Source organism: Lonepinella sp. BR2357, from assembly GCF_051851525.1.
Classification (GTDB): domain Bacteria; phylum Pseudomonadota; class Gammaproteobacteria; order Enterobacterales; family Pasteurellaceae; genus Lonepinella.
The window spans coordinates 103913-117741 of the sequence record NZ_JBPDVG010000010.1 but is presented as its reverse complement, the minus strand read 5'-3'; the positions used below and the strand labels follow the sequence as shown (position 1 = coordinate 117741).

Annotated in this window: 8 protein-coding genes; 7 read left to right on the top strand and 1 reads right to left on the bottom strand. The window is 44.2% G+C overall.

What is annotated here, in order from left to right:
* The 4 genes from ACTG7L_RS08410 to ACTG7L_RS08395 all read left to right on the top strand — a co-directional run.
* A partial coding sequence (locus ACTG7L_RS08410) for a hypothetical protein (RefSeq protein WP_439328154.1) occupies window positions 1–3950 on the top strand: 3950 nt, incomplete at its 5' end.
* Window positions 3951–4057: 107 nt separating this feature from the next.
* A complete protein-coding gene (locus ACTG7L_RS08405; RefSeq protein ID WP_439328153.1) occupies window positions 4058–5326 on the top strand; it encodes a TolC family protein in 1269 nt (422 codons plus the stop codon).
* Between the two features lie 9 nt (window positions 5327–5335).
* Complete coding sequence (locus ACTG7L_RS08400; protein WP_439328152.1) at window positions 5336–7540, top strand: type I secretion system permease/ATPase; 2205 nt, start codon at window positions 5336–5338, stop codon at window positions 7538–7540.
* A gap of 5 nt (window positions 7541–7545) precedes the next feature.
* Window positions 7546–8778 carry an HlyD family efflux transporter periplasmic adaptor subunit gene (locus ACTG7L_RS08395; protein WP_439328151.1) on the top strand — a complete coding sequence of 411 codons (1233 nt, stop codon included), beginning with the start codon at window positions 7546–7548 and terminating at the stop codon, window positions 8776–8778.
* Window positions 8779–8811: 33 nt separating this feature from the next.
* On the opposite strand, the gene ACTG7L_RS08390 is transcribed toward ACTG7L_RS08395, so the two are convergent.
* Window positions 8812–10737 (bottom strand): ABC transporter ATP-binding protein, encoded by a 1926-nt coding sequence (locus tag ACTG7L_RS08390; protein WP_439328150.1) that lies wholly within the window; start codon window positions 10735–10737, stop codon window positions 8812–8814.
* Between the two features lie 68 nt (window positions 10738–10805).
* On the opposite strand from ACTG7L_RS08390, the gene ACTG7L_RS08385 reads away from it, so the two are divergent.
* The 3 genes from ACTG7L_RS08385 (at window position 10806) to oadA (ending at window position 13824) form a co-directional block, all read left to right on the top strand.
* Window positions 10806–11645: a DUF5718 family protein gene (locus ACTG7L_RS08385; RefSeq protein ID WP_439328149.1), complete on the top strand. Its 840-nt coding sequence runs from the start codon at window positions 10806–10808 to the stop codon at window positions 11643–11645.
* A gap of 98 nt (window positions 11646–11743) precedes the next feature.
* Window positions 11744–12004 carry an oxaloacetate decarboxylase subunit gamma gene (locus tag ACTG7L_RS08380; RefSeq protein ID WP_439242672.1) on the top strand — a complete coding sequence of 87 codons (261 nt, stop codon included), beginning with the start codon at window positions 11744–11746 and terminating at the stop codon, window positions 12002–12004.
* A 17-nt stretch (window positions 12005–12021) separates the two neighbouring features.
* On the top strand, window positions 12022–13824 hold the full coding sequence (gene oadA / locus ACTG7L_RS08375) for a sodium-extruding oxaloacetate decarboxylase subunit alpha (protein ID WP_439328148.1): 1803 nt from the start codon (window positions 12022–12024) through the stop codon (window positions 13822–13824).
* Window positions 13825–13829 lie beyond the last annotated feature (5 nt).

Here is a 13829-nt window from a genome sequence, read left to right as displayed (position 1 = left end):
CACCAACAGCAGACGATTTAAACACAATCAAAGCGGCGATTGAAAAAGCAAATCCTGATGTCGTTGCAGCCAAAGGTGAAGTAACAGTATCTCCAGACGGAAAAACAGCGACAATCACCTACCCAGATGGCTCAGTAGACACCGTCAATGTTGCGTTAAAACAAAACACCGCAGCGGCGACTGAAGACAAAGACATCCCAGCGGACAACGCAGTAGGCGTATACAACCCTGAAGCACCAACAGCAGACGATTTAAACACAATCAAAGCGGCGATTGAAAAAGCAAATCCTGATGTCGTTGCAGCCAAAGGTGAAGTAACTGTATCTCCAGACGGCAAAACAGCGACGATCACCTACCCAGATGGTTCAAAAGACGAAGTAACAGTTGCGCTAAAACAAAACACAGCGGCAAAAACAGATCCTGTTGATCTATTAGATGAAGCCGCAGAGCCTGATGTAGATACACGTGTTGTGGTGAAAAATAGCGAATCGCTTACAGAAGTTGAACGCACAGCGGTAGCGGATGCAATTAAAGCAGCGAATCCGAATAATGACGATGTGAAGAATGCAACGATCACCGTAGATGAAAAAGGCGTGGCAACGATTACTTATGCTGACGGTTCGGTAGATACCATCAACGCTGATCAATTAGTGAAAGATCAAATCACCAAAGCGACTGATCCAGTTAATCCAGTGGTAACAGGTGTAGCTGATGTAAATGCTCTGAGCGAGACAGAACAAAAAGCAGTGAAAGATGCGATTGCCAAAGCCAATGAAGACATTGCTGATAAGATCAAATCTATTGAGGTAGATGCAAAAGGCGTCGTAACCGTAACTTACACCGATGACTCAACCGACACCATCACCGCAGACAAAACAGTGAAAGCGGTGCCATTGCCAAAAGTGAGTGAAGCGGCGTCAAATGGTGATGTCACCTTTGATTACAGCAATGCAGATTATCAAACTGGCGATCAAGTCGTAACAAAATTTATCCAACCAGGTGTAGGTGAAATTACGGCAATCTTAACCAAACAAGCAGACGGCACTTGGGTAAACAGCACTCCAGAGATTGCCTTGCCAGCAGGTTATGAAAACGGTTCATTCACATTGAAAGCTAACCAAATCGCAGATGGCACAAAAGCATTTATTCACACTATCAGTGCGGATGGTGCAGTGAGCCCAGATGCTGACATTACGGCCACTGACTATGACTCAGGTGATGTCTACAACTATTGGGGTTCTAAGGATGTTGCGGCAACAGATGCTAATGAAAGAGGTACAGTCCTCGAATTGCACTTCCCATTGGCTGATGGTTTACCTTGGGCTGACGGTAACAGCGAAAACAAACACAGTGAAGGTGGCGACATCATCACCGTGAAATACACCGATGTGAATGATGCAGTACACGAAGTCGTGTTTAAGAAACAAACACAAGCTCTTAATGACACAGCAGCAAATAATGTTTGGGAGGCACAAGGTGAATTGCCAGAGGGGGTCAGCATTGTATATGATTTAGGCCCTGGTCAATTTGTGGAAGAAACAGCGGTTGGATTAAACGTGTCTAATTTAAAAGCGGAGTCAACCGTTTATGCAACACGTACGGATGCTTATGGCAATGTAACAGGTGAAACCAGCCAAACTAGCTACACTTTACCTATTATTCCAGTTACCGTAACAGCAAATGTGAACGGTACAGTAGATGTTGGCTTGCCAGAAAATCCAACGACAGGTACGCTTGTAGAGATTGCTGTGCCTTATCCAACGACTGACGGTTCTGAAATCGTAAAAGTAAGCTATGTTTATAATGGCTCAGCTTGGGTGGTTGCACCAAATCATCCTCAGTATGATCCAACCAATGCAGCCAATGCTGAGAAAGTTCAAGCCACAGTAAACGGTTCAACCATCACTCTATCTGCTGATAGCGTGGCGAATGGCAAAGATGTTGTCGCAACCATCTATGATAACCAGAGTGGCGTAAGAGCTGGTGAAGCGTCTGATACCGCATTAGCGAACTTGGCAGACACCACCACCCCTGTGTCTGTTCAAACCCCTGTAGGGAACACCAGTCAATTAACTGCGGACGAGCAAACCAAAGTTGCGAAAGCGTTGAAAGACGCCAACAAAGACAATGCGGATATTACCGACATCACAGTTGCCGCAGATGGTACAGCGACGGTAACGTATAGCGATGGTTCAAGTGAAACCATTTCCTCAGACAAAACAGTAAAACCGGAAATCGCTCCGCAGGTTGAGCCTGTAACCACATCAACTGAAACATACTATGTAGGCGATACAACGGCACTCACTGAAACTGAGCAAGCCAACCTTGCTAACTGGATTAAAACGGGCTTGAATAAAGACATTCCACAAGTGCAAGATGCGACAGTCACTGTGGACGCAACAGGTAAAGTCACCATTACTTATACGGATGGTTCAGTGGATACGTTCTCTGCAAGTAGCTTGTTGGCAGCGTTGGAAAAACCGAGCGTGTTTGAAGCTGTTTCAAGCAGTGGGGATGTATTTATTGCCTTTGAACCAAATGTTGAAGATAGTAGTGTTCAAAGTGCAGCACAAAAAGCTGGTACATACTACAAAGCAGGGGATACCATTGCTGTTACAGCGACTCTTGTACCGCAAGTTAAAGGAACAGCAGTATCAGAGTACAGTGCGGAAGCTGTTGCCACAGCATTGGCACAGCAACCAAAAGTGGTAACATTCACCTTTACTTATGATGGCTCAAGTTGGAAACAAACCAATGATGCAGGGGTTGTGGATAGCAATAAAACATACTCTAACGGTATGTATTTTGCCTCAGGTCAAGTGTTAGATGGTACAACTGTATCAGTGGTAGCAGGTCGTGCTAACCCTGATGGTACAACTGGGCACAGTTCAGCAGAAACCGAAATTGCCAACACCTATGTCAGTGGTGTTAAAGTAGGCACGAGTCCATATACAACAGCGAACCTTGGTAACGATGCAGGAACGACAACTCCTCTTTGGCTTCAACTTCAAGCAGGTGGTAATGGACACCGTAGCAAAGTTGATACAACAGATGCTGAAGGTCAGCCTATGTATACTGGTACAGAAGGTGGCGATACTACCGTTATTAAAACGGTTCGCTATGATGGCACGGAAAGTACCTATACTTTCGTACGTGGTGCTCAAGCTCCAAATGGTGTAACCCAATCACAGTATGCAAGTGATCTAACTAATGAGGCTTTATCAGCTGAGGGTTGGAGACGAACTGGTGGTAGTAACCAATCTGAATCGGAAAGTCCAACTATCTTCTTTGGTGGAGAGAATACTGATGTTGGCGGTGCGTTAAACGGTAGCTATCTACAAATTAGTGTAACTGATGCAGCTGGATACACGGCGGATGCTTACCCTGACGCTGCTTACTATGTGCAAAATGGTCGCATCTACGGCGACCACGATGGCACAGTAACCGCGGGTGTGGATGATACCCTCACGATTACAAGCCAAGACTTCTTAAGAGCTAATAGTCCTGATGCCCACGCCGTACAGCTTAATGGCGTAGAAATCAGCTTAACCAAAGCCTTGCAGATTGCAGAAACTGACACAGCACACATCAGCTTAGGTAATGGTATTGATACGCTGGAAATTAAGATGGATGAGTTCAGTGGCTCATTCGCTGATTTGAGCAGTAAATCGACTTCTATCGAGCATATCCACTTCGCAGGTAATGATAACCACTTTGAGATCGAGTTAAGCGATTTGTTGGATATGAACCAACGCGTAGGCAGCACAGAGAAAATCTTGGTCGTAGATCAAACAGCTGGCTCAACAGGTAACGAGATCAGTATAAGTGTAGCAGATGCGATCCCAAATGGTACACAAACCGTTGACTCAATAACGTATAACGTTTATAGCTATTCTGATTCAACTTATCAACTCTGGGTTCAAGACGGGATTAGTGTGTCAAGCATTTAATTTACACGGGGTGTGAAACGTTAAAATAAAAATAGCAAACCCAGCGAAAGCTGGGTTTTGTCATCGCGCAAATAATTTTTCTGAAATAAAGATAAGAGGGGAATACAATGCATAAATTATTTTCTCGAGCAGTAGGATACCCTTGTTTACTGCTTGTAGGGCTATCTATGATGGCGACAGAAGTCCATGCGACGTCGCTACAATCCATTTTGAAAGTTGCCTTAAGTTCCGACCCGACCATTCGTGAAGCACAAGCCAATATTGGCGTCTCCGATACGCAAGTGAAAATTTCCAAAGCAGGGCATTTGCCGATTTTGGGCGTGAGTACCTCTCGTAATTTAACCCATCATTATAATGATAGCCGCTCGGTGGAACGTAATCCCGTTGCCTTAACGGCTACCGTGAATGTGTATTCCTGGGGCGAAATTTCTAATGCGGTGGAACGAGATGAGCATAAACGGGAATATTATCAATATAAATATGATGAAACCCGTGAGCAACTGGGTAGCACCATTGGTAAGGTCTATCTCACCGCCTTATATGCCAAAGAAAATATTGCGGTGTATCAGGAAAGTTTGCAACGTTATAGCGATATTTTGGCAGATTTAAAGGTCATTTCCAGCTATGATACGGGGCGAACCTCCGAAACCGTGGAAGCGGAATCTCGCCGTTTGCAAGCGGAATCCTCTTTAGTTGCACAACAACGTATTTTACAAACTTCGCTAAGTCAATTAAGCCGTTATACAGGGCGATTACTCAGTGCGGAGGATATTGTGGATCCTTTTGCGGATATGACGGTGGAAAAACTCAAAGCGCAATTTACCAGCAAAGGGCAATATGCGGACAACCCGAGTTATCAAGCTCAGCAAGCCGAACTGGCTCGCACCCAATCGCAAGAAAAAGTGTCCAAAGCAAAACGCTTGCCAGCCCTGAATTTAGAGGGCGAATGGGGAAAACACGGCTATGAAGTGAATATGAAAGTGTCGTGGAATTTGTTTGATCCTGCCACCTACTACTCTGGCGTACAAGATGCCTATTCTGCCGAAGCGGCGAAAGAAAGAATGGCAGAAATTCAACGTGAAGTTACGGAAAATTCGCAAACTGCCGAAATCAGTATGCGTCAGAGTTTGCAATATTTGACCGTGTCGAAAAAACAAATTCAATCACAAAAAAATGTGGTTGAGATTTATGAACAGCAATATTTAATTTCTCGCCGTTCTTTATTGGACGTATTGGATGCTTATCAAAGTTTAACCAGTATTCAGGTGGCTGAAGCCTCCGCTCGAAATGATTATCGTGATGCGGTGTTAGCCTATTTGGTGGCTCAAGCACAGGTGAGCAAATGGGCGGGTATTGTAACACTGAAAGGATTATAAGGTTAAGGTATGAAATCAATCGTAGAACATTTGGCGTTGGTAACCCAAATTTATGGCTCGCCTGTGGCGAAAGAAACACTGGCGGCACAAACCATTCGGGATGCACGCAATAATTTAAATTTTACTTCCTTAAGCGAAGTATTACGTACGCACGGTTATGAGAATAAAATGTCTCGCCGTCCGTTGTCGGATATTCCTACCTTGGCTGTGCCGGTGATTATTATTCTGAAAAATGAAGAATCCGCCGTGGTGACAAAAATCACGGGTCATGCGGGCAATCGAGTTTATACTGTCCTACAAACAGTGGGCGTAGAGCAGGAACTAAGCGAAGCGGAGTTAAATGCGAAATATCTTGGTTATAGCTGGTTTATTAAGCCGAAAGCAGCGGCTGATATTAGCTCGGAATTGCCTGAATATAAGATGAATAAGGCGTGGTTCTGGAAAGTGATTTGGCGTTTCCGTTCCTATTATTATCAGGTGATTTTAGCTACCTTTGTGATTAACTTTTTGGCTTTGGTTAGTTCCTTGTATGTGATGAACGTGTATGACCGTGTTATCCCGAATAAAAGTTATGAAACGTTGTGGGTGTTGAGTATCGGTGTGATGATCGCAATTGCCTTTGAATTTGTCGCCAAAATGATTCGTGGACATTTAACCGATATTGCAGGGAAAAAAGCCGATTTGATTATTAGCTCGGCACTGTTTCGCCGTGTGTTGGCATTGCGAATGTCGGATAAACCAGTATCATCAGGCAGTTATGCCAATAACTTGCGTGATTTTGAATCGGTGCGTGATTTTATGACCAGTGCCAGCTTGTTGGCGTTGGTGGACTTACCATTTATTTTGATGTTTGTGTTTGTGATGTTTTTAATTGCAGGCAAGTTGGCGATTGTACCGTTAATCATTATTCCAACGGTAATTTTGGTCGGCTTTTTGGTACAGCCGATGATGGCGAAATTTATCAATGAATCTATGCGTGAGGGCTCGCAACGCCAAGGTTTGGCCGTGGAAGCCGTGGAGGGAATTGAAACCATCAAAACCAATAACGCCGCCAGTTGGGCACAAACCCGTTGGGATTATTACACGGCTCGCACCGCCTCATCGCAAACAAAAACCAAAGATTTAAGTAATTTTGTGGTGAATTTTTCCACCGCACTTCAACAGCTCAATACCGTATTTGCGGTGCTGTATGGGACATATTTAATCCATAGCGAAGTGGAAGCGGAACGTATCACGATGGGGGCGTTAATTGCAACCGTGATTTTGTCAGGACGTGCTTTAGCACCATTGGGGCAAATCGCAGGTCTTGCCACCCGTTTACAACAAGCTCGTTTGGCCTTTAAAGGCGTGGAAGATATTATTTCTCGTCCGAGTGAACGTGCCGAAGACCGCAATTACATTAGCCTTGAGCATATGCACGGTCAAATCGCCTTTAATCAGGTGGGCTTTAAATATGTGAAAGAGGGTATGCCAGCCCTGCAAAATGTGTCCGTTACCATCAATCCAGGGGAAAAAGTCGCCATTTTGGGTAAAATCGGTAGCGGTAAAACCACGATGCTGAATCTTGCATCAGGTTTGTTTGAACCTGAAAAAGGCAGTGTCACCATTGATGGCGTGGATGTGCGGCAAATTGATCCGAACTATTTGCGTAGTCAGGTGGTCTTGCTCGGTCAACACCCACGCCTATTTTTAGGCACATTGCGTGATAATATGAATCTCGCCCGTAGTGACAGTTTTACGACCGATCAGGAATTATTAGCGGCTTTACAGCGTTTCGGCTTAGATCGTATGATTCAAGGACACCCTCGTGGTTTGGATATGCCATTAGGCGAAAATGGTATGGGCTTGTCGGGCGGGCAACGTCAAATCGTGGCCTTATCTCGGATGACGTTGAAAAATCCGAAAGTAGTGTTGCTAGATGAACCAACCAACAGCTTAGATTCAGGCTCGGAAGACGTGGTACTCAATGCCATTGCTCACTGGGCGAAAAGTCGTACGATGGTGGTGGTAACACACCGTATGCAGGTGTTGAAAATTGTGGATCGTGTGATTGTGGTAGATAACGGTCAAGTGGTGATGGATGGTTCAAGAGACGCTGTAATTCAACGTTTGCAACAAAATGAACAGGCTCAATCACGCCCACAAGTGCAGGTGCAAGCCAAAGCCGCCCCTGCGACCGCAGAAAATAGCAACCCAGAACATAATAAAGGGTAGAGAAAATGAAAGCAGAAAACCAAAAAGAACAGCTGAGTGAAAAAGATTTAGCACTCGTTAATGATCTCAATGCCGCCCTGCAAAAAGAGAAACATACTAAATCATTTGCGATGATTATCCTATTGTTTGTCTTTGCCGTAGTCTTTGTGATTTGGGCGTACAACAGCCCATTGGAAGAAGTGACCCGTGGACAAGGTTCAGTGATTCCGAGCAGCCGTGATCAAGTCATTCAAAGCCTTGACCCTGGCATAGTGAAAGAAATGCGAGTGAAAGAGGGGGACATCGTGGAAAAAGGGCAGGTATTGCTCACCCTTGATGATACGCGTAGTTTGGCGATTTTAAAGGAAACGGAAGCCAAAATCAGCACCTTACAAGCTACCATTGACCGCTTAAAAGCCGAAGCCTATGGTCAGCCATTAAAATTTGCAGAAAATACGCCTAATGAGTTAATCGCAAGTGAAACCGCCGCCTACAACACTCGCCGCAAAGCAATGCAGGAAGCGATTTCAGGTATGCAACAAAGCAAAACGATGTTGGATCGAGAAATCGCCATCACGACCCCGATGGTGGCAAAAGGCGTGATGCCTGAAGTGGAATTGTTGCGATTAAAACGCCAATCTGCCGATTTAACCACGCAAATCAGCGAACGCCGCAACCGTTACGCCACCGATGCCAACAATGAATTGGTAACGAAAGAAGCGGATCTCGCACAAGCCAAAGAAAACCGCATTATGCGTGCTGACCCCGTGGCGCATTCACAAATTAAAGCCCCGCTGAAAGGTATTGTAAAAAATATTAAAATCAACACCGTAGGCGGCGTGGTGAGTGCTGGGCAAACGATTTTGGAAATCGTGCCGATTGATGAAAAATTGTTGGTGCAAGTCTATGTGGCGCCACGTGATGTGGCATTTATCCGCACTGGTCAAGAAGCCTTAATTAAAATCAGTGCTTATGATTATGCCATTTATGGTGGTATTGAGGGAAAAGTCACGCTTATCAGCCCAGATACTTTACAAGATGATCGTCGTCCAAGTGAGTTAAAACTCAACCCAGACCAAGCCTATTATCGTGTATTGGTGGAAACGGTGAGCAATAATATTACCGATAAAAACGGGAATAAAATGGACATTACCCCCGGCATGACGGCAACGGCAGATATTAAAACGGGAACAAAAACCGTGTTCCAATATCTTATCAAACCGATCACGCGCTTGAAACAAGCAATGCAAGAACGTTAGAAAAATACGCATTAACACCTAGTCTTAATCAGGCTAGGTGTTATAACTTTCTAATGTTTCCTGAATCCCTAACCATTCTATTTCCACCTCTTCCAACTGTTTTTTCACATTCACCTGCTCCGCCAAAAGTGCGGTCAATTTTTCTTTATTTTCTGGCGAATAGAGATCATTATCGGAAAGCTGCTGCTCAATCTCAGCCAACTGTACAGACAATTTTTCCATCTGGCTTTCAAGCTGAATGAGTTTCTTGCGTAATGGTGCAGTTTGTTGCCGTAATTCGGCCTCTCGGCGTTTTTGATCTTTGCGATTTTGTTGGGAATTTTCCGAAATATCGCTGGTTTGCACCGCACTTTTATTTAATTCTTTACGTTCTTGCGTATTGATATTATTCAGCCATTTCGCATAATCGTCCAAATCACCGTGAAATTCTTCCACTTGTTTATCATGTACCAAATAAAATTCTTCCACCGTGTTACGCAATAAATGGCGGTCGTGCGACACGACCACCAACGAGCCTTGATAATCCACTAAGGCTTCGGTTAGGGCTTGTCGCATATCTAAATCAAGGTGGTTAGTCGGTTCATCTAATAACAGCAAATTTGGGCGTTGCCATACAATTAATGCTAACACTAAGCGAGCTTTTTCGCCGCCAGAAAAGGTCTTTACGGCTTCGTTAACTTTGTCGCCGTGAAAAGCGAAACTGCCTAAATAATTGCGGCATTCTTGTTCGGTCAGTTTGTCGTCTAATTTTTGTAAATGCCATAAGGCGGATTCATCGGCTCGTAAGGTGTCTAATTGATGTTGAGCAAAATAGCCCAGTTGCACGCCTTTGGCCAGTTGCACGTTGCCTGAAAGGGCGGTTAATTCGCCAGCTAATAATTTGATCAGCGTGGATTTCCCTGCACCGTTTTTACCAAGTAACCCAATTCTTGAACCTGGGACAAGGTTGAGTTTAATTTTTTGCAAAATTTCCACCGCACTTTCACCCACACCATAGCCAGCAGCGGCTTTTTCAATCATCACTAAAGGACTCGGGAGTGACAAAGGTTCTCTAAATTCAAAGGTAAAGGGATTATCAATATGGGCTGGGGCAATTTTTTCCATGCGTTCAAGGGCTTTCATGCGACTTTGAGCCTGTTTGGCTTTGGTCGCTTTAGCTTTGAAACGGTCGATATAGCTTTGTAAATGCGCAATTTTTTCTTGTTGCTGACGGAAAAGTGCGGTCTGTTGTGAGAGTTTTTCTGCACGTTGTAATTCAAAGCTCGAATAATCACCGGTGTATTCGTTCAGTTGCTGATTTTCGATATGTAAAATCTTATTGACAATAGGATCAAGAAAATCACGGTCGTGGGAAATTAATAACAAGGTGCCTTGATATTGGGTTAACCAGCGTTCTAGCCAAATCACCGCATCTAAATCTAGGTGATTGGTGGGCTCGTCCAATAGCAATAAATCGGACGGACACAACAAGGCTTGTGCCAAATTCAGCCGCATTCGCCAACCGCCCGAAAAGGATTTTACAGGGCGTTGCAATTCTTCTTGAGCAAAACCTAACCCATGCAACAACGCCGAGGCTCGGGATTGAATGGTCCACGCATCAATATTGTCTAACTGTGCATGAATATGGGCAATGGCATGGCCGTCATTGCGTTGGTTAGCTTGTGCTAACTCGGTTTGTAATTGACAATAAAGGCGGTCGCCCTCAATCACATAATCTAAGGCTGACGTGTCTAACGCAGGTGTTTCTTGATTCACCCAAGACACCGCCCAATGAGACGGAAAATTCACATCACCGCCCTCGGGTGACATTTCTTTTTTGAGTAAAGCAAGCAAAGAAGATTTACCGCAACCGTTCTTTCCCACTAGGCCTACTTTTTGCTTTGGATTAATGGTCGCGGTGGCATTTTCGAGCAGTAAATTTTGCCCACGTTTTAAAGATAAATTGGAGAATAGGATCATTTTTGTGTTATATTTTTCAAAATTTGGTTTATTTTCCGGTTTTTCAGCTAATTAGCAAGGAGAAAAGTATGTTAAATCACGATTTTATTGGTTTAGGCGTGGCCGGTAATTTTGCCGGTCATTTGGAACAAGCGGGTGAGGCGGCAGATTTTGTGAAAGTGAAAACAGAAAGTGCGGTGCAACCCAAGGCCATTTTCCCTTTTTATGTACCGAGTCAGCAATTAGACGAAAGCGAAGGTTTTTTATCGGTTTACCCGATTTCTCATGACCGTTTGCAATTTCCACAGAATGCCGATAATTTGCAAATTGAGCCAGAAATTGCGTTAATTTGCGACGTGCAATATGATAAAACCAGTCAAAAAGTCACCGCACTTTTACCGACCCATTTTGCTGCTTACAACGATTGTTCCATTCGTCGCCCTAACGCCCACAAAATTTGTGAAAAGAAAAACTGGGGGGCAGATTCCAAAGGGATTTCCGCCAATTGGATTGCTTTAAATGGCTTTGCCACGGGCAGTAATATTGATGATTATCATATTGCCTGTTTCCACCAACGTAATGGCGTGTTAACGGAATACGGTATTGACAGCCCCGCTGCGGAATACAGTTATTTTCATCAACAATTATTAGACTGGATTGTGGATAAAATGAATCATCAGCCTGATCAGGATCCGATGAATGATATTGCCAAATTACTCAAACAAGCCAATTTTCCAAGCAAAGCTGTCATCAGTATTGGAGCCACTCGTTACACTGAATTTGGTGAAAAGAATTTCTTGCAAGTGGGCGATGTCAGCCAAGTAGTGGTCTATAATAGTAAAAAATATTCGCACTCGCAAATTGTCGAAATGGCCGAGCAAATGCACTTCGCACAGGATATTTCTGCGTTAGTGCAAAAAGTGGTGTAAATAAAATAATTTGCTCACTTTGTGATCTTTATCAAAGATTTTATTTTCATTACGTCGTAAGATACAACAATGTTCTATTTCATATAAGGATGATTAATATGACCCCTGCAGAACTTTTCGGCGAAGGGATTAACCTGATGTTTTCAGGTATGGGTTTTGTGTTGGTCTTTTTGCTCATTTTAATTTGGGCGATTGGACTGATGTCAAAACTGATTACCCGATATTTCCCTGAACCTGTGGCTGTTCCAAAAACAGCACCCAATTCCACCGCACTTCAGCCTGTCAGTAACGACTTAGATCGTTTACGTCCAGTGATTGTTGCTGCCATTGCACATCATCGTGCGACCCATTCAAATTAATAGAGAAGGATTTTATTATGACTAAAAAAATTAAAATAACCGACGTGGTACTTCGTGACGCTCATCAATCTTTATTTGCCACTCGTTTACGTTTAGATGATATGTTGCCAATGGCGGCGGAATTAGATGATATGGGCTATTGGTCGTTAGAAGCGTGGGGCGGTGCGACTTTTGATAGCTGTATTCGTTTTTTAGGTGAAGATCCTTGGGTACGTTTGCGTGAGTTGAAAAAAGCCTGCCCGAAAACTCCGTTGCAAATGTTATTACGTGGACAAAATTTATTGGGCTATCGTCATTATGCCGATGATGTGGTGGATCGTTTTGTGGAACGTTGTGTCGCTAATGGCATGAGCGTATTCCGTGTATTTGATGCGTTAAACGACCCACGCAATATGCAAGCAGCCTTGCAAGCGGTGAAAAAACACGGCGGTCACGCACAAGGGACATTGAGTTACACCACCAGCCCCGTGCATACCTTGCAAACTTGGTTAGATGTGACAGAACAATTGCTTGAAATTGGTATTGATAGCCTTGTGATTAAAGATATGTCAGGGATTTTAAACCCAATGGCGGCTGCCGAATTAGTCGGCGAAATCAAAAAACGCTTTGATGTGCAATTACATTTGCATTGTCACTCCACCACAGGTATGGCAGAAATGGCATTATTAAAAGCGATTGAAGCAGGTGTTGATGGGGTGGATACAGCCATTTCTTCAATGTCAGGTACTTATGGACACCCAGCTACCGAATCCATTGTGGCGACCTTACAAGGTACGGAATTTGATACGGGCTTAGATATTCCACGCTTAGAAAAAATTGCCGCGTATTTCCGTGATGTGCGGAAAAAATATGCCAAATTTGAAGGGCAGTTGCGTGGTATTGATAGCCGTATTTTGGTGGCACAAGTGCCAGGTGGTATGTTGACTAACCTTGAGGGTCAATTAAAACAACAAAATGCCAGCGATAAATTAGATTTAGTGTTGGAAGAAATTCCACGCGTGCGTAAAGATTTAGGCTATATTCCGTTAGTCACCCCGACATCACAAATTGTGGGTACGCAATCTGTTATCAACGTGTTAATGGGCGAACGTTATAAAACCATCGCCAAAGAAACCGCAGGGATTTTAAAAGGCGAATATGGTCGCACTCCAGCCCCTGTGAATGCAGAATTACAAGCTCGTGTGCTTGAGGGTGGCAAACCAATTACCGACCGTCCAGCGGATCATATTGCCCCTGAAATGGCGAAAATTGAAGCAGAAGTGAAACAAACCGCACAAGAAAAAGGCATTAAACTGGCTGAAAATGCGGTAGATGATGCGTTAATTGTGGCGTTATTCCCACAAATTGGTTGGAAATTCTTAGAAAATCGTGGTAATCCTGCTGCCTTTGAGCCAGCACCAACGTTAGAAAGTGCGGTACAAAAACCAGCAGAAAAAGCCCCAGCCAAACCAGCAAGCGGTTCAGCAGTTTACACCGTGGAACTTGAGGGTAAAGCCTTTGTTGTGAAAGTGTCTGAAGGTGGCGATGTTACTCATATTGCACCGACAGCAGCTCCAGCGGCAGCCCCTGTGGCTCAAACTGCTCCAGCACCTGCTGCAAGTGGTACTGGTACCGCAGTTACCGCACCAATGGCAGGCAATATCTGGAAAGTGGTCGCCACCGAGGGGCAAACTGTCGCAGAGGGTGATGTGTTGTTTATTTTAGAAGCAATGAAAATGGAAACCGAAGTACGGGCGAACCTTGCTGGTACGGTGCGTGGTATTTGTGTGAAAGCGGGTGATTCAGTGGCTGTGGGCGACACCGTCATGACCATTGCTTAATTTGG